The organism is Alteromonas sp. DYW1 (assembly GCF_059752595.1).
Genome location: NZ_CM186038.1, coordinates 3066536 through 3091738 on the forward strand (window position 1 = coordinate 3066536; position 25203 = coordinate 3091738).

Sequence of the window (25203 nt, forward strand, 5' to 3'; positions counted from 1 at the left end):
ACATGCAACACAGTGACACCAAAACGCTCGATAACGAGCAACGCCAAACCGCCCATTGGTCAGATATACATGAAGCCGGCACACTCATCGGCATGCGCCTGGTGTATTGGTTGTACCGCTTATTCGGTCGGCGCGTGTTTTCCCTGATTATGTATCCGGTGGCACTCTACTTCGTGTTGTTTCGGCGGGCGCAACGTCAGGCATCTTTGGCATTTTTACGTGCCCACTACCGCGCATACCCGGATGCCTGGCGGCGCAAGCCGGGTTACTTACATGTGTTACTGCATTTTAAAAGTTTCGCCGAAGTGATCTTAGATAAACTGTTAGGCTGGTTAATTGATATCGACGAAAAGGATTTCAAACTCACTGACCCGGACTTAATCGAGTCGTTATTGGCCGATCCAAGAGGGCAACTCATTGTCGGATCTCATTTTGGTAATTTAGAGTTTTGCCGCGGCTTTATGCAGCGCTATAAGAGCAAAGTAATCAATGTACTGTTATACGACAAGCATGCGGGTAACTTTGTCAAGATGATGCAGAAAGAGAGTGCAGATTCACGCCTGAATGTGTATCAAGTGGATGAGTTTGATGTCACCACAATTATGACATTTAAAGAAAAGGTCGAACGCGGAGAGTGGGTATTTATTGCGGGTGACCGCATCCCATTGACCGGGCTAGAGCGCACCGTTTCCGTGGACTTCTTCGACCAGCCCGCCCCACTGCCGATTGGGCCCTATATGCTGGCTAAAGCTCTGGCGTGTCCAGTGAAATTCATGTTTGCTTATCGGCAACCCGGGCCTGAGCAAAAAATCATTTTTGATGTTACTGCCGTGTGTGACCGCTTAACCTTATCACGCAAACATAAGGTGCAAGATATCACCCAGTACGCACAACTGTTTGCGGATAAATTACAACATCACTGTGCCGCAGCCCCCTATCAATGGTTTAATTTTTATGATTTCTGGCACTCGGAGGCATTGTCAATTGAGTCTCAGCAAGATCCTAAGAAGACCCCATAATGCGAGAAAGCAATCCAATGGATGAAAGGTTTGACCCGGAAATTTTGACCCTTATCCCGCATCGTCAGCCCATGCTGTTGATCAATCAGATGACACACTTAGACAAAAGCCATTCTGAGGCGTTGGTGGTAATCGACAAAGATACCCCGTTTTTCGAACCCGGTAAGGGCGTACCGGCATGGATTGGGATCGAATATATGGGGCAAACCGCGGCATTGATTGCCGGGTATCGTTTAAAACATGGTTTGCTACCTCCACACCTTGGCTTTCTCCTTGGCACGCGAAGTTATTCCTCGTCATGCGACTACTTTGCACCCGGCTCGGTGTTAAAGGTTATCGCTAAAGAAAATGCGGTGGTCGCCGACGGCTTTGCAAAATTTGATTGTGTCATTGAAAATAACGCAACACAGCAGGGAGATGCTGAACCACTGGCCAAAGCCAGCTTATCGGTGTTTCGCAAAACCATCCCAGAAGGAGCGGATAATGAAAAATAATAATTATAAACGAGTGGTTATCACCGGCGTAGGCGTTGTATCTTCGCTTGGCAATGATTGGGAAACAGTAAAAAGTGCAATTCAAAACGGCAAGTCTGGCGTTTGCTTTATGGAAGACTGGCAAAAATATAACGGTTTAGGCACCTACCTTGCGGCGCCTATTCATGGTTTCGAATTGCCCGAACATTATACGAAAAAGAAAAAACGCAGTATGGGCCGCGTTGCTCAATTGGGCGTGCTAGCAACCGAACGTGCGCTGGCAGACGCTGACCTACTGGATGATCCGCAGATTAAATCAGCCGCAACCGGCATTGCCTATGGCTCAGCGACGGGTAGCAGTGCTGCAGCATTAGAATTCGTACCCATGCTAGAGAGCTTATCCACCTCTAGGATCAACAGTAGCACTTATCTGCGCATGATGGCGCATACCGCCGCAGTCAATATCAGTGTGTATTTTGGCACGCAAGGTAGAATGTACACTACATCAACAGCCTGTACAGCGGGTAGTCAAGGTATCGGCTATTCGTATGAAGCGATTCGTTATGGTCTGCAAGACATTATGATTGCGGGGGGTGCCGAAGAATTATGCCCGTCGCAAGCGGCAGTGTTTGATACGTTATTTGCTGCTAGCAAGAAAAACGATACGCCAGAAGCGACGCCGCGCCCCTTCGATCGTGACCGCGACGGACTGGTCTTGGGTGAAGGTGCCTGTACCTTGATTTTAGAGTCCTTAGAGCATGCACAAGCACGTGGCGCCAACATCTTGGCCGAGGTTGTGGGTTACGGCACCAATACTGACGGTGCGCATCTGGTTAAGCCTAATTTGGCCACAGTCAAACAAGTCATGTCTGACGCGCTTAACGATGCGGAAATTATCGCTGACGATATCGGTTATGTATCAGCCCATGGCACTGCTACTGCGCATGGCGACATCTCTGAAAGTCAGGCTACCTTTGAAGTGCTCGGTAGTAAACCCATCAGTTCAATGAAAAGTTACACTGGACATACGTTGGGCGCGTGCGGCGCGTTCGAAGCCTGGGTAGGCATTAACATGATGAATGAAGGGTGGTTTGCCCCAACCCTCAACTTAGACAATGTCGATCCGCGCTGCGCGCCATTAGACTACATCCAGCATGAGTGTCGCGACATCCAAACAGATTATTTCATGAGCAACAATCTAGCCTTTGGGGGCGTAAACACCTCATTAATTTTTAAACGCTTCTAACTGTCAGACGCAGAAGGCCTAGCGACCTTCTGCACGTTTATTCGGCTCGCGCGAGCTAGAAGTTATAGTTAGGTAAAGCCTTATCGAACATGCCTTTTTGATACTGCTCGCCCTGAGGAGCGCCATGCTCCTCCAGTGCATTATCGGCATAGCGGCGCAGCTTATATGTGACCCCGTTTTCTTCGACCTCAGTTAGCACCTGCACATAACGCCCAGAATCAGACGCCCCTAATGCCCGAGCTATCCAGGCAAGTGTGTCGATCTGATAATCCTGCGCATTTGCATAGAGAGATAACAAAGCTTCAGCCAGCATATCGGTCAAAGCAACATTTTGCGCTTTGGTATCGATAATCGTACGCGCAGCTTCTTTTAGACTACTCAAATCCCCCGCCAGAATCAGCGACTCGATGCGCGCATCACGTTCAGCATCAGATTCACGCGTAAAAACGTCTACGGGCAAAGAAACCGCCCCAGCTTGATACTGCTCACCCGTTGCATCCCCTAAGTCGTCGAGAGCGCTATCAACATGGCGACGCAATTTCTTATGCTGAGTATTATCATGCACTTCGCTTAATACTGTGACATAACGCCCGTTTTCGGTGTTCCCGATGGCGCGGGCAACCCATGCAAGAGTATCTACTTCTGAAGCCAATGCATCTGGATATTTAAAAAGTAAAACCTCTGCGAAGATGTCGAGCAATGCTTCACTCGCCTGACCTATGCGCGCTAAAGCTTTGGCCGCTGAATCCAACTGTCTTATGTCACCGGACAATGCCATGTCGGCTAATTTCTGCTCAGCAGGGGCTAAAGTGGCAAACGCACTTACACTAAACAGTAAAGCAAAAATGATTGCAGAGTATTTTTTCATGAGAATTCCCTAGATTATTTTTTGTTCCAATTTTACTTAGCGAAGCTGGCTTCGCTTTTTGATTTAGCCATGTTTAGCTAACTGAAATGATAGGATTCACCCTGTTAACACATGCCACCGTTAACACTGATGACTTGCCGCGTAATGTACTTCGCGCCATCAGACATTAGAAAGGCAATGGTATTGGCAACGTCATCCACATGGCCAAATTCGCCGAGCGGGATCATTTTCTTTGCCTCATCCGCGACGACGCCCTCAATCATGCCAGTTTCTATGACGCCAGGCGCAACACAGTTAACCGTAATTTTACGCTTGCCTAATTCAATTGCTAGCGCTTTTGTCGCGCCAATAATCCCAGCTTTAGACGCACTGTAATTCGTTTGGCCGCGATTACCCACCAATCCTGAAACGGAAGATAAAGTAACGATTCGACCGCCTTTACGCAGCCGGATCATCGGCATAATAGTGGGGTGCAATACATTGTAAAAACCATCAAGGTTGGTGTGGACCACCTGCTTCCACTCACCTTCACTCATGGCCGGAAACGCATTATCTTTAGTAATGCCAGCATTACATACCACCCCGTAGTAAGCGCCATGGGAGGCAATATCCTGCTCGATTGCAGCCTTAGTTGCAGCACAATCACTCACATCAAATTGAATGCTGTGGGCATTCCCCCCCGCGGCCTTAATTTCCTCCACTAACGCATTGGCAGTATCGGCACCACTGCGATAATGCACAGCAATAGCAAACCCTTCTGCGGCCAATTTTGCCGCTGTCGCTTTCCCGATACCACCACTCGCACCGGTGACCAAAACGCGTTTCACCTCAGACATGTCCTGTCTCTCCTTGCATAGCAGGTTGATTAAATAAACAAATTGCAGCGATAAAGTTGATACTGTTGGCGATCAGTATAGTGCTGCCAAACGCTTGTACGATTGGCATTGAGCTAAAGGCTAACAAACCAAAAGACAGCAAACTGGTAAGTGCTGACAGTAAGATCGCTTGCTGGGTAATCGCACGCTTGTGCTGCATTTCTTTGGCAAAGATAATGTAATCCATGCCCAGACCAAGCACCAAGAATAATGCCATGATGTGAAACACCGTTATTGCTTGTCCGAGCAAGACTAAAATAGCGATCGTAATTATACTTGCCACGCTCGGGATCAGCAGCAACCGAATGACTGCTAGCTGACGATAATACAGCACTAACATGAGAGCGATTAAGCCATAAGCGACGAGCAGTAAGCTAGCGCCATGGATGCGCTGCGCTTGCAACGCCGTTACCGCACTATCAAGACCGCTGACATAGCGAATATGTTCAAACTGCGCACTGACATTCTCCAAATGCGTTAAGTCCGCGTGTTTCTTGATCAGCACAAAACTGAATATTGACGTACCATGCTCTACCCACAACGGCGGTATTGCAGGGATCGCTTGGGAAAGTTCAGGAAACGCTAGGTAGGCGTCAGGTGCATGCGATCGATAAGCAGCCTGCATGGATTGCGCTTGTTGCGGGCCCATGCCCAGTAAGTCAAAAAAAGTTTCTAATACACCGCCGTCTTGATACAAGGCTGCTTGTAACTGGTAGTTACTTTGCTGCTCCGCAGGACTGGGTAACCAATCCAATACGCTTGTCACTTGCTGAGAAGGGTTATCAAGCGCCTGATAAAAAGCGTCTAGCGTTTGATAAATATCGTCCGCTGAACCTCCTTCAACAATAAAATAACGACCTGGTTCATACACCTGTGTGAACTCTGCCACCGCTTGCTCCTGCGCAATCAGATCGGCAGAAACATGGAAGAAACGGCGCGGGTCATCGTTGGTTGGTATGTTGGCCGTTAGCAAGAAAACAGCGCTCACCAAGGCACCCAATAAGCCAGTCACCGCTAACCCGCGTGGATTTCGCGCCAATGCTCGCTGAATGGCAGAAATCACCTGCACCAGCACAAACTGACGCGCCACAATCGGTCGCAGTGTAACCAGCGGTCCTAGCACCATAACGGACAACCACGCGAGCACTAATCCAGAACAGGAAAATAACGCGACTTTTTGTAGCAACAACAAATCCGACAACGTTAGCGCGCCATAACCAACCAACGAAGTGATTACGCTAAGCGCCATTGCACGTCCAAGGCTACTGGCCTTGACTCCCGCGGGTTCAACTGACTCAGCGCCACTTTCTGGCGCTAAAAAGTGATAGAAATAATGTAATGAATAGTCAACTACAATACCAATAAGACTGGCACCAAAGACAATTGTTAATACATGAATAGAGCCGAATACCCAAATACTCGTTGCGATCCCAAAACCGATACCGATGGCAATCGACGCTAGCGACAAGGTCAATGGCAATAACGAACGAAAGACGACTAACATCAAAACAATGACGCCCACAATTGAGCCGATTGCAATTAGTTGAATATCTCCTTGTGCTGATTGCGCTGAATCGACCGCGAAGAAAAACAAGCCTGAACGTAACACTTGTATCTCGTACTGCTGCGCAATATTGTCAATGGCTTGCACAATGGCCTGATAAAGCGCCTGCTGCTCGGCCATTGACTGAGGGTACGGTCGGATCAACACAGTAAAAGTCGACATGGCAAGCGACTCATCTCCGCCATCATTAGCAACTTGTGCTGCAGTGCTATCAAATTGCTGGATGCTGCTTAACAGATAATCGGATAACCAGCCCAGGGGGTCATCGGCGAAGGGGACTAAGCGGATGCCATCAGCAAACTGATACAACTTACGTTGGGCTTCTATTGCCATCGCCTCTGTATTGGCGCTAAGCAACCGTTGCCTCTGCTCGGTAGTTAACAAATTAAATTGAAAGGGAATAAGTTCAGTTAAATAGGCAGAGGCCACTTCACTACTGTCGATAACCTGTAACGAGCCCGGCTTTGCAAACTGCTCGACGAGCGCCCGTTTGGCTTGGTTTACGCGGTTTTTATCAGTACCTCGCAGTACAATACTAAAGCGCTGGCTAATATCCTTGGATAAGGTATCTACAGCGAATTGAGCCCCTGGCTCAAACACGTGCGCAGGATTGAGATCTTGCAAATTAGTATCAATTCGAAGCTGCTCGTTGCCGACAGTAAACAATAGAACGCAAGCGCCAATGGCGACCGCAAAAATGGCTCTCCCTATCCACATGAGCATGTGCTACATCCGCTCGTAATAACCGCGCGAGCGCAACACCCGACACCACTCTAAGGGGCTGGGGTACAGCTGTTGACACTGTTCGTATGCGGCTTTTTTACTGGCCAACGGATAATTGACCGTTGCGCCAATTTTAATCACGGTATCCTGGCCGGTAACATCGGTGATTGTCACGTGCAGGGTTTCGGCTGGTTGGTTCTGTGCTGAGTGGTTAACCAAGATCTGTTGTAAGCCCTTACGCATAAACTCCCCAACCGGCGTTAACCGAATTGCATTGATTGCCGCATCAGTAGTCACGTCGAATTCTTCTGCAAAATAGGCGGTATCACCTTTTAATAAACGAATAAACACATTGGACATAATGTAACGCGCAGTCCCTGCTAAGGGTTCTATTTCACCTTGTTCATTCACCCGATAACTGGCGCTAGAGTTGGCATATAACAAGGCATCTTGAAAGGGAACCTGAGTGTTCCACACTAACCCAAAATCACATGAATAAAAGAAATCGCCACTCGATGCCAGAGGGAAATCAAGCCCCTGTATATGCTTGTGTTGTTGAAACTGTCCAGAAAAATGACAACTCGGTGGTAAGATCGCCGCTAGTAATTGCTCTTCCGATAAAGCCTCTTGTGGAGATAAGGAAGTGCTCGACTCTGCGCGAGCGACGTTAGCTCCTAAACCTAAACATAGCATTAGCGTACATAGCGCCTGAGACGCCTGCCTTGCTTGCGCTAATAAACTAGCCATGATTGTCGAGTTCCAACCAAGCCTCTACCCGCTCAACCAAAAATGATGGCGATTCGAACTGGGTAATATTGGCAGGCATAGCGATAGCAAATTGGGTTGAGACCGCTTTAGTGAAAACCTCATGAGTTTCAGCATCACGAATTTCGTAGCGAATACGTAAACGGTTTTGCCACTCAACAAACCATGCCTCAAAAGTTACCTTCTGCTTAAACAGTAACGGCTTTACATACTTAATCTGCAGGTCGACGATGGGGAAAAAAAAGCCTTTTTCCTCCATCACACTGTATGGGCACTCCGCCGCCTCTAATAAGGCGCAACGCGCAATCTCAATATACTTGGGATAATTCCCATGCCAAACCACACGGTATGAATCGACATCAAAGAACGGAATTTCATATGGGGTTGCGACGCGTTTCATGCAGCTTTATGCGTTATTCGATAATTCTACAAAAGCATCGATAACGTCTTGTATCGTTCTAACTTCGTTGAATTTTTCAGAAGAAATATCGACTTCAACCGATTGCTTAAGGTCAATTAACAAATCCACTGCATCGATACTGTCAATATCTAAGTCTTCATATAGCTTTGCTTCTGGAACAATATCAGCTTCATCTAATTCGAATAGATCCACTAGGATACGTTTAATTTCGGCTAATATTTTTTGTTCTTGTTCTGTCATCTCTGTTTTTCACTGTATTGGGGCATATTACCCGTCTTGCGGTTTACCTGACTGCATACTAAACCAATTATCGTAATAACCCTCGAGAAAACTGGTTAGTTGCCGGTATTGTAGGGTCCGTGGAGTGTCGCCATCCACACACATTTGGAGCTCTATTAGCTCCCCTGATATCAATGTGAAGGTCGGACCACCGACCGGAATATTATACCACTTATCACCTTTTTTTAAGGCACTCGGGTAACATTTTATTAATATCGGTAAAATGTCCACCTTTGCATTGACCGCGATATTTGCAGCACCCCGTTTAAAATTGATGGGCTCTGCATTATCGCGACGTGTGCCCTCTGGAAAAATCAACAAATGCTCACCGCGCTCTAGCTTAGAGACCGCCATATTTAACGCATGTTCAGAATTATTTGGAATGAAGCCAGCGAGACGAACCACAGCCCCAGTAAAAAAGTTATTCCACAGCGACCCTTTCACAATACAACTAATATCTGGGTAAGCCGCAAATAATAATACGACATCAATGAGTGACGGATGATTAGCAATCATCACTCTGCCGGGGGTTGCTGGTTGTATTGGTGTCAAATCGAAGGTGTATTGAATTAACCCAAAAAGTTTAAGCCAGCGAATAAACGTTAGACAGCCCCAATGAATGACGCGCCTGATCCAATTTTGCTTACGTTGCTTAGAAATCCGCGGTAGCCAATCGATAATGCGAAAAATCAGCCCAACGATTATGATGCCAAGTCCGAATAATGAATAACTGAGCGCGGCGCTGAACAGTTGCCAAGCTTTACGAAATGGTCTTTTCATGATCGTGGCAGTCAGACTCTTGAGTTAACGACAGAAACACTCGATTTCGACCAACAAATCATGCCGACAAATATCCGCCAATGTGAACACCATGGCAACATTCGGATAGCGCTCTAATAACCATTGTTCAGTACGTTGTTTATGCTCAGGGTAACGCAAATAAACCTTTAATGTGCTGAGTTGGCGTTTATAGGGATTGGCGGTTTGTAGAAGGTGCTCAATGTTGGTAGCGGTAACGTCCAGTTGGCGCTCCAAATCACCTTCTGCAACCGTCTTATGGCCAATGATGCTGGCAGTTCCAGAGATAAACAAAAACGGCGTTTCACGCAGTTTTAAAGCTGTTGCCCGAGTAAATGAAGGGCTGCTGATCCCATACTGACGCGGATAATCATAAGCATTAACCTGTTTATCGTTTTTTAAGTGGATCGGTTCCTCTTTACTGGCAAATACGTAGATAACAGCACCATCCGTGTGGTGACCCAAAGCTGAAGCGGATGGAAAGTTTTGCGGAGCAATCGACAGCGATTCAAACGCTCGCAAACGACCGGTACAAAAGCGCTTATAAATTTCGGCATCACCATCGCCCTTATTAATATTCGGTAAGTAATTCCAAAATCGAAAAGGTAGAGGGAAACCGTGGCTATACATGACCTCAAAAATCGCTAAATAGGCGGTACAAATACTGGTTTCAATGTCCTCACATTCGGCTTTACTCAACCAGCGCGAGACGCAAATAACATCAGACGTTTTTGACCAATAAGTATTTCCCGTTTGCCCTCTTTCCACTGTATTGTCCGTCGTCCAGACTTCATTGAGATTTTGTCCGGTTAGATCGGTAATACCAGAGTGGATGACTCCAGCCTCAGACGGTTGACATTGATCAGACAAAGGCATAACGGCAAGAACATCTTCCCTGGCCAACAATTCATTTGTGGGGGTATTTGAAAAAGTTTGGGTTAACATGTTGTACTGTTGGAGTTTACTTCTATTCCGTTTTGAGGTGTTGTGTTTTGCCATTGCCCAAACGCTCACCTGTTTAAGACATCGCGTTCAATAACGGCAGTTTAAGACACAACCTGACTGGCACAAAAAAAATTGAGCTTCAACCGCGCATCATACTATACTAGCGCGCTTAAAATCAAAGTCGCAGTAGGATTTAATCGATAATGACACAACAAACCGACGCCGAACTTAAAATGGCGAATGTCTTAGTTGATGCCCTTAATTTAGAGGACATTGAGCCAGAAGAAATCAACCCGGAAGAACCGCTTTTTGACGGTGGCTTAGAGCTAGACTCTATTGATGCTTTGGAAATTGCGGTCGCCATTTCGCAAGAGTATGGTGTTAAGTTAAAAGCCGAAGACGAGTCTACTCGAGAAGCATTCGCGACCCTTCGTAGCCTGACCCAATACGTGGAAAGCCATAAGTAAATTTTGCCGGAATGGACGCTGCACACCCGCTTGTTAACCGTGAACTAAACTCTGCTTTTGCTTATCTAGCTAGACCGATCCCAAACTTTGGTCTAGCTGCGGGGTGCGTTGACGTAAAAACCTTTTTACATCATGTTGGACTAGTTGCAGACTGTCTGCCTGATAGTTCGCATGTTATTAACATGTGTGCTAATCGGTACCTCTTTGTCGTGACATTCTGCGCTACCATTATGCGCGGTAAAACAAATTTGCTGCCAGCCAACAAAAACCAAGTAACACAACGCGAATTGGCTGACAGTTATGGCGATTGCTGTATCGTCCATGATGGCGCAGAAACAGAGGCGTCATTACTCAGTATCAATTTGGTGACCCAACCGTTTAATCTCAAAGCAGCGGTTAATGATGCTGTACCTTCGATTCCTACTATCGCAGATAATCACCTTGCGTGTATCAGCTTTACTTCAGGTTCTACTGGCCGTTCCAAGCCTAACTTGAAGTACTGGCGTACCTTACGCGAGAGTAGCGCGATAAACCATCAGCATATGCTGCCAACCGCTAATGCAACAGTTTTTCAGCTCGCGACCATGCCAGCCCAACATATGTGGGGGCTAGAAACCTCTGTGCTGTTGCCGATGTTTTACGATATTTGTCTGTGTGACGCTCATCCCCTGTTTCCGCAAGACATCGTCGATTTACTGTGTCAGTTACCCAAACCAAGCATGCTAGTTTCGACCCCAGTGCATTTGCGAGCACTGCTCAGTGCTAAACCTGAGGCCATTAAACTTCACTGTGTTTTATGCGCCACCTCGCCATTAACCCCCGAGTTGGCTAGTCAAATTGAGTCAACCTTTGACTGTGAGTTGCGTGAAGTTTATGGCTGCAGTGAAGTGGGTTCAATGGCCGTTCGTCGCACCGCTAAGGCGTCACCTTGGCGTCGCTTTGATGGCATACAGTTTACTGCGCATGACGAAAGTACCGTGGCGAGTGCTGCCCACTTACCAGAAGCGATTGAGCTGCAAGATCAGATTAATCCTGTTGACGAGCACCACTTTGAACTCTGCGGCAGAACCTCTGACCTACTGAAAATTGCGGGCAAACGCGGGTCTTTGTTTGCGCTTAATCAGGTCCTGCTGAAATTTGCTGGGTTGAAAGATGGCATTGTCATTAAATCTGACAGTGCCAGCGAAACTGCCCGCCCCTGTGCCATAGTTGTACTGCAAGCAACCTCTTCCAAGGCGGCGTTACTCACTTATTTACGCGAGCAATTGGATAGCGCTTTCGTTCCTCGCCCCATCTACGTTGTAGACGAGCTGCCACGGGAAAGCAATGGCAAATTGGTTAAGACCAAGCTAACCGCACTACTGGAGCAATTGAGGGGTTAAGGTCCTTTGGTCTTTTTTTATGGGATCGACTAACCAAGCCTAAAGCGCTACACTCAATGCTAAACCGACGAGTCTAATAAGTCAGGATCCATTACACCAATATGCAACAAGCACGCGTTGGACGCCCTAAAAGTCAAGAAAAGCGAGAAGCCATTTTACGCGCCGCGACCGAATTATTTTTACAGCATGGCTTCCAACAAACGTCAATGCAACAAGTGGCGCAACGCTCAGATGTGTCCAAGCAAACGGTGTACTCGCATTTTAGCAACAAAGACGCACTATTTTCCGCAGTCATTAAATTTAAGTGTGAAGAGTATCTGATTAAAATTGAGCACTTAGCTGATCATGATGGTTCTCTAAAAAGCGCCTTAACGGTGGTCGCTACTCGCTTCCTTGCGCTGTTTCAAGATCAAGCCGTAGTGGATATGTTTTCGATTATCATTGCGGAAGCCAGGAACACACCGCGCGCGGCAGAGCTGTTTTACCAAGCGGGTCCGCAAGCCAGTGTGGTCGCGTTGGCGGAAGTCATCTTTAGTGCCAAAGAAACTCAGCTTACCGAAAAGCAGGCGCAGTTGTTAGCGATTGACTTCTATACGCTATTAAAAGGGCATTGGCATATGCGTAGTTTGATGAACTTATCCTACGTACTGAGCGACGCAGAGCGCGATGCCCACGTGCAAACTGTCGTCAACAAAACCCTTTGTTTACTGCAGCACTACTATACCTAAACGCGTTACAGCGAGTCAGTTACAAGTAAGCTTTTATGCAACCAATAAAAAAGCCAGTGCATTTGCATGCACCGGCCTTTTTACGGGACACAATACTGTTTATTAGAAATCGTATTTGTACGATAAACTAAAGCCCATACCGCGGGTTTCAGACTGGAAGGTTACCCCTTCAAACTCCAGTTCTTTGGACTCATCCAAGATATTCTGCAGTTTTAACGTCACGGTTGTATTAAAGTCTGGATAATACTTATACACCATGTCCAACGAATGGAACGGTTGTTCAAAGTTATCATCAAAGAAATCAATACCAGGGATAATGATCCGCTCACCAAATACGTTGTAAACCAACGAGGCTGAGTGCTCGCCGTTATCCGAATCATAACCGAGCTGCATGTTAACCACGTACTCGGAGTGACCGGTTAGGCGTCGCGTGGTATTGGTGATTGCCGCGGACACACCGGTTTGTTCTTCAATGGCAACCGGATCAAGCTTGATCTCTGAGTCACTCAAGGTGACGTTACCACTTAAGAATAGGTTATCCCAAACACCGTCACCGATAACATCCAAACCTTGCAAGAACTCGATCTCAATCCCGTATAACTCACCGGTTTCTGCATTTGCAATCCGGATCAACGGCGGCCCATCCTGTGCTGGCGATTGCACTGACTCAATCGGATCGGTCATGTCTTTATAGAACAAACCGACAGACAGGTTATTGCCAGCTTCACGGTACCATTCCCAGCGGATATCATAGTTTTTCACTGCAGTCGTGCGCACACCCGGCGTACCCGCAATTGGATTATCCGTTAACGGATCCAAATAGGTCGCTGGCGAAACTTCCCGTAAGTCAGGACGTACTACCGTCTGACTGTAACTGGCGCGCACTTGCATGTCCTGGTCGATAAAATAGGTTAGCGCTAAGGCCGGATAAAAGTCATCTTCAGCAAAGGCTAACTGACTGCGATCCGCGCCATCAATAATATCGATTTGGTTGGTGCGAGGGTCAAATGGCACAACCGCTTGGCGGAAGTCTTCAAACCTGACGCCGCCGCTGATCCGCCATTTATTGTCATAAAACAAATCGGCTTCTACGTAGTACGCATCAATTTTTTGCCCGGCAGCATAATCGTCACCAGCAATGGTGGTATCTCGGATAATCGGCTGATTAGAAAAGTCTGCACTGGCTAAAACAGCGTCGCTTAAAATATCAGAAAAGACAAAGCCATTAAGCACACTAGAGTCTGCAAAGGCCCGCGTATTGACGTCAAAGCGGCGGTTTTCCGCAGTCCGCGTTTTGGTGATGAAATCAGCACCAGCCTTAAACTCCATTTCCCACTTACCTTCATAGTAAGGTAAGTTGAAGTTATAGCCGTAGTTTTCAACGCGATCATGCAAAGTTTGGAACGAGTAACGCGCTGCCGTTGGGGCATTGCTCAAGCTACTTTCCAGTTCGCGATCGAAGAATCCATCTTGATTTTCATCTTCCAGAATAAAGCGTGATTGGAAGTTACCTGGTGCGTCACGATTTGAACGTCCAAGCGAGTATTTCCAGTCAAAGCCTAAGAAGCCGAGTTCAGGAAATGTGTGCACACCACGTAATTGATTGGTGTACATCTGACGCTCTTCATAGATAACTTCAACGTCACGCACACGCTGATCGTCAACCAACTGAATGTTGTTGGTGTTACCAATCTTCTCACGTAATTCGTCACGGGTATCATTCAGCGCTACCAAACTGTAGTCAATGCGGTGGTTACGCTTATAGTCGATACCTAAATTCAGCAGACTCGACCATTTAACTGACTTCTCCGTTGAATCCACTTCATCAAAGAAGCGCAAGAAACGAATACTATCGCCATCGCGACTTTGCTGCTCACCTAAGAACTGCTCAGACACCTGCGTCGAGTTATCGTAACCCGCGGTGAACAAAAAGCCATAACGAATATCGTCGTTGTAATCGAAACTGTTACCTACAGCCAGATTAAAGCTGGTATCTGGATTCACGCTCTCAAGCTTGGGATCATAATTGCGCTGTACATCATTAAATAAATCCAAAGCTACCGCGGGATCTAAATCATCCAGAAAATTCTTGCTGTCCCAGCGTTCCTGGATGGCACGCGGAGCCGCGCGGAAACCGTCGTCTTGACCTTCCCAATCGTTACTACCGCCAGAATACTGGTAGGCATCGTCGAAGTTTTCAGTGTTGCCACCAATACTGCCACCCATATTAAAAATGAATTGGCTAGGAATGGTTTTTAAGCGGATATCCACGTTACCGCCACCAAACGAGGCAGGCATAGAGGGCGAAAACGCCTTTTGCACTGACAACGATTCGATAATATCTGATGGGAATAAATCGAGTGGAATAACGTTTCGAGTTGGATCCGGTGACGGCACCGAAGCGCCATTTAACTGGGTGCTGGAATAACGCTCACCCAAACCGCGCACATAAATAAATTTGCCGTCAACCAGAGTAAGACCGGTTACCCGACGAAGTGCTGATGCAGCATCACCATCACCTGTGCGCGAGATCTGCTCGGCACCGAGGATGTCTGCTACGAACGCTTGATTTTTACGCTCTTCTAAAACCGCAGTTGCAGTTCCTTTAAGACGAGTTCCGGTCGAAACGACTTCTTCAATTACCTGGTCTTCGTCTTGTGCAGCCGTTTGTGCTTGCGCAACGGTAGCCACAGGTTGCAACAACAGTCCCGCAGCAATCGCTAATGTTAAGCGATTTAAGGGAAAGCGTTCTGCTGGCTTGCTCATTATTAACCTCATATTAAAGCGTTGTTATAGCTACAGCGCATGCAAGCATGCGCTGTATTTTCACTATGGTTAGTAAATAACAAACCTTACTCTAGACCTACAGTCCAACCTGCTGTCCAGTTAGCATCCGCTTTAACACCACCAACGAAGTCAGCATTGTCGAAGAAAGTATCGCCAGAGAAATCTTTTGGCGTTGCAGTGCTGATGCTAAAGATACCATCCAGAACCGCAGCACCGTTAGCCTCAACTGAGTTACCTGCTTGTACGTTCAAGAACCAGTCTTCTAGGTTTACGTCGCTGTCACCAAACTTGAAGTTTTCACCGTTTTCACAAGCGATCACTGAGTTAGTGAAAGTTGTAGTGCCGTCGCCTAGGTTCGTTTGAGATTCCGTAGAGCCTTCAATTTCAAAACACTCACCCATGCCCGCAGGACCTGTGATAATGAAGTTGGCCAACTGAGCGCCTGTTCCTTCACGCAGGTATACACCCTCTGAGTCATCTTCACCATCGAAGTTGTTACCGATAATCGTAACGTTTGCGATTGAAGGATTAGACTGAGGCTCGATAGCTGGGTTGGAACCGTCGTTATCCGCTTCGATCGCACGGTTGGCATCAGAGTCATCGGCAGCTTGCTTAACCACAACATACTGAATACGACCTTGATAACCATTATCCCAGTCAATGCTGTCGTCTTGTACATCGGTCAATACTAAGTATTTAACGTCTACGTTGCCGCCGAAGAACTCAACGCCATCGTCCGCGTTTTTGTGCACCTGCAAGTACTCGATTGTGGTACCAGAACCAACACCACCGAAAGTCACACCGTTCAATTCGTTGTCAGGCGCGATTTCAAAACCACCGTGCATGACTCGAACGTAGCGCAGTGTTCCAGAGTTGTCGTCTGTTGCTGTTCCACCGAATACCGCACCTTCCTGCACACCTTCAACTTGCAACGAACAATCACCGGTTGTCGGGCACTTGTTTGATGGCGCGTTACCCAGGATAACCATACCACCCCATTGACCCGCCGCTCCGGCATTGTTAACCAAATCATCACGTGAGGTGAAAGTAATTGGCTCGGCAGCAGTACCGTTCGCGTTAATTTGTGAACCACGGCTAACCACTAAGTAATCGTTACCAGAAGCGCCAAATACCGTCACACCGGCGTCAACCGTCAAGGTTGCGCTATCAGTGTTGTCGCCACCCACAAATACTGCACCTGATAATGCATAAAGGTTGCCTTCAGTTAACCGAAGGTCAGATGTAATACGGCCAGAAACCTGACATGTTGTTGTTACACCATCCGCTGGAGCAATAGTAGTCGTTCCTGCAGGACAACCTGATTCAGTCACGACCACACCGACTTCACCACCGCCGAAGCCAAAAGCCCAGCCTTGACGCCAGTCAGCACCATTATCTAGTGCACCAATGAAGTCTGTTGCTTCAAAGAAGCCATCCACTTGAGATGCGTCAGCACCTGCACCGAGAAGCGGGCTTTCTGCTGTTGGAGTACCATCATTGTTGAGGCCTACAGACTCAGAAACAAAGTTGTTGGCTTGCACATTCAAGAACCAATCTTCCAGGTCTACCGCACCATTTGCTGTGTCAGCTTTAAAGCTTTCACCGTTGGTACAAGCGATAACTGAGTTGCTAATCGTAATTGTGCCGTCACCCAAGTTAGCTTGAGATTCAGTTGAGTTTTCAACTTCGAAACATTCGCCCATGCCTGCAGGGCCAGTCACTAGCATGTTGTAAATTTGTGCGCCAGTACCTTCACGTAAATACACACCTTCAGAATCATCTTCACCGTCGAAGTTGTTACCGATGATGGTCAAGTTAGCGATCATCGGGTTTGATTGCGGCTCGATATCCGGCGTTGAGCCGTCGTTATCGGCTTCAATACCGCGGTTCGCATCACCTGATGCGCGGTCTTGCTCAACGTAAACGTACTGCATTTTACCACGGTAACCATTGTCCCAATCGATGCTATCGTCTTGAATGCCGGTCAACACCAAGTGCTTAACATTTACATTACCACCGAAGAACTCAACACCGTCATCGGCATTTGCATGCACCTGAAGATAATCAACCGTTGTGCCTGAACCAACACCACCAAAGGTAATACCGTTTAATTCATTGTCCGGTGCAATTTCAAAACCTGCATACTTAACGACAAGGTAATTTAAGATCCCTGAATTGTCGGTCTCATCAGTACCACCGAAGACCGCACCTTCTTGTACGCCTTCAACCTGCAGTGAACACTCACCTGTAGTTGGACACTTGTTCGATGGCGCGTTACCTAAAATAACCATACCACCCCATTGGCCTGCGCCAACTTCGTCGCCCAACACGTCAGCGAAAGATGTCATAATCACTGGAGCGTCAGCAGAGCCCATTGCTTCGATTTGCGAGCCACGGCTTACCACTAAGTAGTCGTTACCCGTACGACCAAAAATCACTGTACCTTCTTCGATTTCCAATACAGTACTGTCAGCATTGTCACCACCAACAAAAACTGGGCCTTCAAGCGCCCAAACGGTATCGTTAGTCAGGGTTACTTTACCGTTAGTTGCATCCGCATCTGTTAAACGGCCAGTCAATACCCGCACGTTAACATCACGACCAAATGCCGCTGAAACTTCGTTACTTAGAAATGTGCTAGCTTCACCAGGTGCTGTGTCCGTCACTGGCGGCGGCGTAGGAGTACCACCGTCATCACCATTGTTGTTTGTCACGTTATTCACAACACTGTTATCAATATCGCCTTCGCTGATGTTGATATCTCCGCCACAACCAGCGAGTACGAGAGCTGTCGCGATTGCTGACGCTTTAAATAGGTGCTTAACTTGCATTCTTAACTCCAAATCAGGGCTACTTTAATTAAAAAACGCATGCAGAGTAATGGAGCTAAGTGACACATTTGTTACAAGGCAAAAATGTCACAAAAGTTTAATATTGCAGATACTTAGGTAAGAAAGAGAAACCTTACTACCGCTTGGCAACAGGCTCTAAAATAAAACCAGTAGCCTCATCTTCTAGATTGGACAATAGCCGTAACTGGCGTGCGAGAACATCATTGGGAATTGGGAAGTAACCATCTTCTCGCACAAGCGCTTGACCTTCCTGAGAGAAAACCAGACGTAAGAATTCACGCTCTAATATAGGCAAGGGTTGATTGGGTGCTTTATTGATCATGATGTACAAAAAACGGGTAAATGGGTAACTACCATCAAGCACCGTTGCTTGGGTTAGCGCAACCTCCTGCCCTGCATTATTAGTCAACGCCAGCGCCTTTACTCCTGCCGTCTTATGGCCATAAGCCGCGTAACCTAGTGCACCGCGCGAAGACGCAACGGATAGCACCACTGATGAAGAGCCGGGTTGTTCATTAACGGTCGCGCGAAAGTCGCCATTACACAGTGCCATGGATTTAAACAAACCATAGGTTCCCGATACGGAGTTCCGGCCAAACAAACGGATCGGGTGCTCAGCGCCCCAAAAATCAACGCCCAGCTGTCCCCAATTCTGAATGGGTGCAGGCGCACCACAGAATCGAGTCTGCGAAAATATTGCATCCACTTGCTGTAAGCTCAGCGATTGCAATGGATTCTTGCGGTCAACAAACAAGGCAATGGCATCAACTGCGACCAACAACAGGGTGGGCGCATAGCCATAATTGCGCTGAAACGCGCTAGACTCACTGAGCTTTAGTTGGCGACTCATCGGGCCGATAGTTGCAGTACCTTCAGTAAGCGCTGGCGGAGCTGTGCTTGACCCAGAGGCTTGAATTTGTATTTTTACGTGCGGGTAATAGGTTTTAAACTGTTGTGACCAGCCCGCGACTAAATTGGCTAGGGTATCGGATCCAACCGAGGTCAGGCTGCCATCAACGCCGGGATAGCGCTGGTAGGGTTGTGGACCCGCCGACGGAGATTCCGCTGCAAGCGAGAAACTTAAGCAAAGGCCGCAGAGTAAGCCACAGATTCTCATGCGGGTGTAACGTCTGTGGATTTGATTAACTCAGCCGACAACGTAAAGCCAAACTCACTGCCTTCGCCAACCACACTGGTAATTTCCAATTCACTGTTATGATGGTTCAGCACATGTTTGACAATCGAGAGTCCGAGACCGGAGCCACCGGTTTTACGCGAACGGGCTTTATCGACTCTGTAAAAGCGTTCCGTCAGACGAGCCAGATGCTTTTCTTCAATACCATCGCCATTATCACGCACCGAAAACCTAACCCCATCCTTATGGCGTTTCCAATAAACATCAATTTGGCCGTTCTCTGGCGTATAATTGATGGCATTGAAAATCAAATTCGAACAGGCGCTACGCAGTTCTGTTTCGACACCAAACACCTCAATATCCGCGTCGATATGATAGTTAATTTTATGCCCACGCTCTTGGTTGAGCGTGTCTGCCTCATGCTGAATAATCTTTAATACCTGAGCGATATTAACGGTATTCTCGTATATACGCTCGGCGCTCGACTCAATTCGTGACAAAATCAATAAGTCTTCAATGAGGTTGCGCATCCGCAGGGTCTGGGCACTCATTTCAGTTAACGCCTTGGCGGTGAGAGGATCATTGTCTGGATCGCTGGGCAGTAATTCTAAATACCCGTTAATGACAGTTAATGGGGTGCGTAATTCGTGTGATACATTGGCCACAAAATCTCGGCGCATATCCTCTAGCTGCGACACCCGCGTGACGTCGCGAGCAATCAACAATAAATGATCTTCTCCGTAGCGCATGATCCGATACTCGAAAATCTTGCGGATGTTGGCTGGCGACGGTACTTCAATCGGATAGCGATAATTACCGGCATGAAAATATTCAATAAACTTTGGATGACGAATAAGGTTATCGATCCGCCGGCCGGCATCATCAGGCCAACGCAGACCCAAATCAATGCGTGCAAGTCGATTGCACCAAACAATTTTTGCTTGCTCATCGAGTACGACAACTGCATCGGGTAACGCTTCGGACCCCTCACGGAAGCGCTTGACGAGCTGACCTAACTCTTTGCGTTTTTTACGGTTCTTGCGTGATAAGTGGTATATCCCTTCATAGATATGTTCCCAAACACCAATGGCCGTGGGCGGTGACATTTTCTTACTGTGCCACAACCACTTATTAAGCTTAAACAGTTGCGCATAATGCCACAAAAGCAATCCCGCCGCGCCGATTAGGAGCGCTTCTAACATGGCATCAAAATACCAGCCAAGTACCCAAAACAACGCCACATAACCAGTGACGATGAGCGTGGTTTTAAGCCATGAAAATGGATAGTACACAGATACCTCTTGGCCTCAAATGGCGCAATGGATAGTTATATCTTAGCTGAGAAACGGTAACCCGCACCACGCACAGTTTGGATCATACTATCATGTCCGTGACCACCGATGGCTTTACGTAAACGTCGAATATGCACGTCCACGGTACGATCTTCGACATAAACGTTGGTGCCCCACACATTATCAAGTAATTGTTCACGACTATAAACGCGCTCTGGATGCGTCATAAAAAAATGTAGCAGTTTAAATTCAGTTGGCCCCATGTCTACTGGTTCATCATTTGCAGTGACGCGATGCGATACAGGCTCAAGAATAAGGCCATTGAATTCAATCGGTTCTTCTTTACTGGTTGGAATAACACGCCGCATGACCGCTTTGATTCGTGCGACCAATTCTTTGGGTGAAAACGGCTTAGTAATGTAATCGTCGGCGCCGGCATCTAAACCACGGATTTTGTCATCTTCTTCACCGCGCGCAGTAAGCATAATAACTGGTATGTCGCGCGTAAATTCATGCTGTTTAAGACTTTTTGCCAGTTGTACGCCACTGCCTCCGGGCAACATCCAATCCAATAGGATCAAATCAGGATAAGGTTCTTTAATCTTGGCTTGGGCAATATCAAAGTCTTCCGCTTCTTCGGTTTTAAAACCCGCTTGCTCCAACACCAGCTTTAACATTTCGCGGATTGGCGCTTCATCTTCAACTAGCAATACCGTTCTAGACATACTTGTCGCTCTGTTCATAAAAACGCCGTTATTATTGTGACACTGTGTGACACTTTTATTAAATTGAAATAATTCTCAAGTCAAGGCAGATCACTGCCTTTCTCAAAGACGGTGATTAAACTTTCAACAGCAAACCTTGTTAATTGAAGCATTTACGCATATTCTTCAGTTTAACCTATCCACGTGACGAGAGATTAAGGAAGCTATGTCGTTGGGGTCACCTAGCCTTTCTCGCAAACTGCTAACGCGCGTATTTTCGGTATATTTCGTGTTGACGTTGGTTGTCACTGTGACCCAAATTATTGCGGAATACGCCAGTACCAAAGGGCAAATCGAGGCTGAACTGCAAACCTTACGCAGTACTTTCAGCGACAGTTTAACGCGTGCAATTTGGGAATTAAACAATCCGCAAGCCATTTCCATTGCGCAAGGTCTGATGGAATTACCCATCATTGAAGGCGTGCATATCCGGGATGAGTCCGGCACCTATGTGGTTGAATTGGGCCGCACGGCTCCACAAGTCGCAGCAGCCATTGGATTAGAAGGATTACGCAATCACCAAGGCGGGCTTTTCAGTTACAGCTTCCCATTGGTATTTGAATTCTCTGGGCGCCAATCGCAAGTGGGCGATGTTGCCCTTTACTCCAGCTTTGAAATCGTACTCGATCGTATCGAAGTGGGTATTTTCTTCTTGATCGGCAATGCCATGGTCAAAACTGCGTTTTTGATCTTTTTGTTTGTTACAGCCTTTCGGAAAATGCTTTCAGTACCCCTTAACTCCGTCACCGAGCAAATGCAGAACTTCGACCAAAATAACCTCGAAGACAGCAAGCTAAATCTGGAATTAGAGGATGATAATGAGTTAAAGCAATTACAAATATCCTACAATCACGTGATTGATGATCTCATCACATCACAGGAAAAGTTGCAGTTAACCCAAGCGGAATTAAAGCGCGCCAACCGCAAACTTGATGATCAAAACTTACTCTTGGAACAAGAGGTGGCGAAGAAAACGGCAGCGATGAGCCAAATCATGTTGGACTTAGAAGCACAAAAAGACGAATTACTCAGCCGCCAATTGGATTTACGCCAAGAGATCGATAACCGCCAGTTCGTTGAACAAGAATTGCGTAAACGGAATGATGAATTAGCCAGCTCCATGGATACGCTGCAAGCTGCACAGTCCCAATTAATCGAATCAGAGCGGATGGCATCGTTAGGTGGCTTAGTTGCTGGCATCGCCCATGATGTAAACACCCCGTTGGGCGTCGGCGTTACTGCAGCAAGCTTTCTGCAAGAACGCATCGATCGATTGCAAGAAGCCTTTGAAGAAAAGTCGATTACCCAATCCCAACTGAGCAGTTTTATCGAAGAGGCGCGTCAAACTTCAGTTTTGTTAATGAATAACCTGAACCGTGCCTCTGAACTTATCGCCAGCTTCAAACAAGTCGCGGTGGATCAAACCAGCGAAGCTGAACGTACTATCAATCTGCTTGATTATTTGAATGAAATCGTACAGTCGCTTAAACCCAGTTTTAAACATGCAAAACACACAATTAATGTTACTTGCGACCCCAACCTGACGATTTTTTGTGCCCCTGGGGCCATTGCCCAAATCATTACTAATTTGGTGATGAATTCAGTTAATCATGGGTTTGAGCATCAAGTGAATGGCACCATTGATATCACTGTTGAGCAACACGGAGATGATATTGAGCTGCGCTATTCCGACAATGGTGTCGGTCTTAAGCCGGAGTATCTGGATAGTTTATTTGACGCCTTCTTCACAACTAAACGTGCCAAAGGTGGCAGTGGTTTGGGTACACATATTATCTATAATCTAGTCACCCAAACGCTGAATGGCCAGATCGAGGCAAATTCAGAGCCCGGTAAAGGCTTGCACTATATCATTCGTTTCCCACAGCGCTAAAGCAAGGTTAATTATTCCGGCATACAACGACAAGCGAACTCGGCTTATGCTACTATGCGCGTCCTTTATTTTAGCTATTATTCAAAAACAACATGTGGTTTAAAAATCTAAAAGCGTATCGTCTAAACACGCCTCTTTCGCTCGACCCAGAAGCCGTTGAGTCCAGTCTCGGAGAACTTGCTTTTCGCCCTTGTGGCAAGCATGAAACAGCTAGCATGGGATTTGAACCTCCCTTTGCTGCAGCCGGTATGCGGAATGCCAGCATGCTTTGTCATGTCGTTGAAGGCCGATACTGGATATGTCTAAAGAAGCAAGAACGGATCTTGCCCGCGGCGGTGGTTAACGCTGAACTCGCAGAAAAAGTTGCGGCTATCGAAGCAGAAACTGGCAGCCCTGTCGGCAAAAAAGCGCAATCCGATTTACGCCAAGAGATCATTACCCGTTTATTGCCACAGGCATTCACCAAAAATACTTACACCCATGGATTTATTGCCACTCAACATGACCTGGTGCTAGTCAACGCCAGTAATGATGGTGCTGCTGAAGCCTTTTTAGCCCATGTTCGTAAAGCGCTGGGGTCATTACCCGTAGTACCACTGGTGCGCCAGAGTTTACAAGCAGCCCTTACCGAATGGGTAAGTGATAAGCCACCATTGGAAGTTATTCTGCAAGATGAGGCCGAATTAAAATCAGTCAACGATGATGGCGCGATTATTCGCTGCAAACATCAAGATTTGTTCAGTGATGAAATCAAGCTGCACTTAGACTCAGGAAAATTACTTCAGAAAGTTGCTATCGAATGGAACGAACGTCTACAGTGCGTGATCGAGGAAAATGGCGCAATCAAACGGCTTAAGTTTACCGATGTGGTTAAAGAACAAAATGCGGATATTCCAAAGGACGAATTAGCGGCAAAATTAGACGCAGACTTTGCGCTTATGTCGGGTGAAATTCTTGCCTTTATGGAGGCATTTAAAGCCATGTTTGCACTTAGTGAGGAGGAGTCGTCTGGCCAGTAATTAAAGCCGACGTAACAACGCATTATTTGACGGGGATAGACCGAGCGAAAGCAATGCGCTTAGTTGAGTCCCCAGCGCGCCATAATGCGATCATACTGACCGCTGGCTTTCAGTCTTAATAACCCTTGCTGTAAAGCTGTCACAGTGCTCTGCGGGGTCTTGATTCCTGTAGCCATTTCTAAATCCACAGTCAGTTCATCAATGTGTAACAACGGTATGACGGCATCAGGATCGTGCCCGGCGGCAATAATTTCAAACGGGCTGGTCGTCAGATTTGTTAATACCGCATCGACACGACCAAGATACAGCATCGACCACAGCTGCTCGACCCGCACGAATAGGGAGAGATTTTCGCCCTCAACAAACCCATTTTCTAACAGAAAGTTGGCCGCACCATATCCTCGAATAGTGCCTATTTGCAGGGATTTGGCCTGTTCAAGATTGCTCAGGTGAGTTAGCTGGCGGCTTTTTAAGCCAATAAGAGAGGCATCAGCGACACCGACTTTGCCAATCCATTGCAAGGAATTAAGTCTGCCCGGCGTTTTTAACGCCGTCAATAAGACTATGTTCGGGTGCTGTCGCGCTTCTACGACGGCCCGAGCCCATGGCAAGTGTGAAATAGTAGCAGCAAGCTGGGTTTCAGCCAATAGAGCATTGGCAAGATCAAATGCCGCGCCTTGCGGCTGTCCATCATCATCTAGCCAGTAATAAGGCGCTACAATTTCTGAATAAAAACGCAATTGAGGAGGCGTTTCAGCAGCAATAACAGACACCTGCACGTTGACAAACGCACTCACGATAACAATAAGTCGGTAGATACTATTGCGCAATTGAACCTCTCGCATCGAACAACGCAATCTAATCAACATAGTCCGCTTAACGCGCAGTAAAATCAACTACAATTGAGTCG

Annotated in this window: 22 protein-coding genes; 8 read left to right on the top strand and 14 right to left on the bottom strand. The window is 47.0% G+C overall.

Annotated features, from left to right (window positions below):
- Positions 1 to 2 precede the first annotated feature (2 nt).
- Genes AC121Z_RS13820 through AC121Z_RS13830 form a run of 3 tightly spaced genes read left to right on the top strand, consistent with a single transcriptional unit; the run spans position 3 to position 2738 of the window.
- Positions 3 to 1019 (top strand): lysophospholipid acyltransferase family protein, encoded by a 1017-nt coding sequence (locus AC121Z_RS13820; protein ID WP_498124622.1) that lies wholly within the window; start codon positions 3 to 5, stop codon positions 1017 to 1019.
- Complete coding sequence (locus AC121Z_RS13825; protein WP_498124623.1) at positions 1019 to 1513, top strand: hotdog family protein; 495 nt, start codon at positions 1019 to 1021, stop codon at positions 1511 to 1513. The genes AC121Z_RS13820 and AC121Z_RS13825 overlap by 1 nt, the downstream gene beginning before the upstream one ends.
- On the top strand, positions 1503 to 2738 hold the full coding sequence (locus AC121Z_RS13830; RefSeq protein ID WP_498124625.1) for a beta-ketoacyl-ACP synthase: 1236 nt from the start codon (positions 1503 to 1505) through the stop codon (positions 2736 to 2738). Before AC121Z_RS13825 ends, AC121Z_RS13830 begins: the two co-directional genes overlap by 11 nt.
- 55 nt (positions 2739 to 2793) lie before the next feature.
- Here AC121Z_RS13830 and AC121Z_RS13835 read toward each other — a convergent pair whose 3' ends face one another.
- From AC121Z_RS13835 to AC121Z_RS13870, 8 genes are all read right to left on the bottom strand, one after another.
- Positions 2794 to 3606, bottom strand: a complete 813-nt coding sequence (locus tag AC121Z_RS13835) for a hypothetical protein (RefSeq protein WP_498124626.1) — start codon at positions 3604 to 3606, stop codon at positions 2794 to 2796.
- 104 nt (positions 3607 to 3710) lie between these two features.
- On the bottom strand, positions 3711 to 4442 hold the full coding sequence (fabG, locus tag AC121Z_RS13840; protein WP_498124628.1) for a 3-oxoacyl-ACP reductase FabG: 732 nt from the start codon (positions 4440 to 4442) through the stop codon (positions 3711 to 3713).
- Positions 4435 to 6768, bottom strand: a complete 2334-nt coding sequence (locus AC121Z_RS13845) for an MMPL family transporter (protein ID WP_498124630.1) — start codon at positions 6766 to 6768, stop codon at positions 4435 to 4437. The genes fabG and AC121Z_RS13845 overlap by 8 nt, the downstream gene beginning before the upstream one ends.
- A gap of 3 nt (positions 6769 to 6771) precedes the next feature.
- On the bottom strand, positions 6772 to 7515 hold the full coding sequence (locus AC121Z_RS13850) for a LolA-like protein (protein WP_498124632.1): 744 nt from the start codon (positions 7513 to 7515) through the stop codon (positions 6772 to 6774).
- Entirely contained in the window at positions 7508 to 7933 is a 426-nt protein-coding gene (locus AC121Z_RS13855) for an acyl-CoA thioesterase (protein ID WP_498124634.1), read from the bottom strand. Before AC121Z_RS13855 ends, AC121Z_RS13850 begins: the two co-directional genes overlap by 8 nt.
- Before the next feature lie 6 nt (positions 7934 to 7939).
- The gene (locus AC121Z_RS13860) at positions 7940 to 8146 is read right to left on the bottom strand and encodes an acyl carrier protein (protein WP_498124636.1); all 207 of its coding nucleotides are present in this window, start codon (positions 8144 to 8146) and stop codon (positions 7940 to 7942) included.
- Positions 8147 to 8221: 75 nt separating this feature from the next.
- The gene (locus tag AC121Z_RS13865) at positions 8222 to 9013 is read right to left on the bottom strand and encodes a lysophospholipid acyltransferase family protein (protein WP_498124638.1); all 792 of its coding nucleotides are present in this window, start codon (positions 9011 to 9013) and stop codon (positions 8222 to 8224) included.
- Between the two features lie 24 nt (positions 9014 to 9037).
- Entirely contained in the window at positions 9038 to 9976 is a 939-nt protein-coding gene (locus AC121Z_RS13870) for a chorismate transformation FkbO/Hyg5 family protein (RefSeq protein WP_498124640.1), read from the bottom strand.
- 203 nt (positions 9977 to 10179) lie between these two features.
- Here AC121Z_RS13870 and AC121Z_RS13875 point away from each other — a divergent pair, with 203 nt between their 5' ends.
- From AC121Z_RS13875 to AC121Z_RS13885, 3 genes are all read left to right on the top strand, one after another.
- The gene (locus tag AC121Z_RS13875; RefSeq protein ID WP_498124642.1) at positions 10180 to 10443 is read left to right on the top strand and encodes a phosphopantetheine-binding protein; all 264 of its coding nucleotides are present in this window, start codon (positions 10180 to 10182) and stop codon (positions 10441 to 10443) included.
- 11 nt (positions 10444 to 10454) lie between these two features.
- A complete protein-coding gene (locus AC121Z_RS13880; RefSeq protein WP_498124644.1) occupies positions 10455 to 11825 on the top strand; it encodes an AMP-binding protein in 1371 nt (456 codons plus the stop codon).
- A gap of 101 nt (positions 11826 to 11926) precedes the next feature.
- Positions 11927 to 12553: a TetR/AcrR family transcriptional regulator gene (locus AC121Z_RS13885; protein WP_498124645.1), complete on the top strand. Its 627-nt coding sequence runs from the start codon at positions 11927 to 11929 to the stop codon at positions 12551 to 12553.
- A 102-nt stretch (positions 12554 to 12655) separates the two neighbouring features.
- On the opposite strand, the gene AC121Z_RS13890 is transcribed toward AC121Z_RS13885, so the two are convergent.
- The 5 genes from AC121Z_RS13890 to phoB all read right to left on the bottom strand — a co-directional run bounded on the left by AC121Z_RS13890 (position 12656) and on the right by phoB (position 21344).
- Complete coding sequence (locus AC121Z_RS13890) at positions 12656 to 15319, bottom strand: TonB-dependent receptor domain-containing protein (RefSeq protein ID WP_498124647.1); 2664 nt, start codon at positions 15317 to 15319, stop codon at positions 12656 to 12658.
- 86 nt (positions 15320 to 15405) lie between these two features.
- Complete coding sequence (locus tag AC121Z_RS13895; RefSeq protein WP_498124648.1) at positions 15406 to 18171, bottom strand: beta-helix domain-containing protein; 2766 nt, start codon at positions 18169 to 18171, stop codon at positions 15406 to 15408.
- Positions 18172 to 18307: 136 nt separating this feature from the next.
- On the bottom strand, positions 18308 to 19309 hold the full coding sequence (locus tag AC121Z_RS13900; RefSeq protein WP_498124650.1) for a PstS family phosphate ABC transporter substrate-binding protein: 1002 nt from the start codon (positions 19307 to 19309) through the stop codon (positions 18308 to 18310).
- Positions 19306 to 20619 carry a phosphate regulon sensor histidine kinase PhoR gene (gene phoR / locus AC121Z_RS13905; RefSeq protein ID WP_498124652.1) on the bottom strand — a complete coding sequence of 438 codons (1314 nt, stop codon included), beginning with the start codon at positions 20617 to 20619 and terminating at the stop codon, positions 19306 to 19308. The genes AC121Z_RS13900 and phoR overlap by 4 nt, the downstream gene beginning before the upstream one ends.
- A 35-nt stretch (positions 20620 to 20654) precedes the next feature.
- Positions 20655 to 21344, bottom strand: coding sequence for a phosphate regulon transcriptional regulator PhoB (phoB, locus tag AC121Z_RS13910; protein ID WP_498128262.1), 690 nt, complete (start codon positions 21342 to 21344; stop codon positions 20655 to 20657).
- A 205-nt stretch (positions 21345 to 21549) separates the two neighbouring features.
- On the opposite strand from phoB, the gene AC121Z_RS13915 reads away from it, so the two are divergent.
- Positions 21550 to 23274 (top strand): sensor histidine kinase, encoded by a 1725-nt coding sequence (locus tag AC121Z_RS13915; protein ID WP_498124654.1) that lies wholly within the window; start codon positions 21550 to 21552, stop codon positions 23272 to 23274.
- Between the two features lie 92 nt (positions 23275 to 23366).
- Entirely contained in the window at positions 23367 to 24293 is a 927-nt protein-coding gene (gene rdgC, locus AC121Z_RS13920; RefSeq protein WP_498124656.1) for a recombination-associated protein RdgC, read from the top strand.
- A 59-nt stretch (positions 24294 to 24352) separates the two neighbouring features.
- Here the strand turns inward: rdgC and AC121Z_RS13925 are convergent, their stop codons facing one another.
- Positions 24353 to 25090: a substrate-binding periplasmic protein gene (locus tag AC121Z_RS13925; protein WP_498124658.1), complete on the bottom strand. Its 738-nt coding sequence runs from the start codon at positions 25088 to 25090 to the stop codon at positions 24353 to 24355.
- Positions 25091 to 25203: the final 113 nt, after the last annotated feature.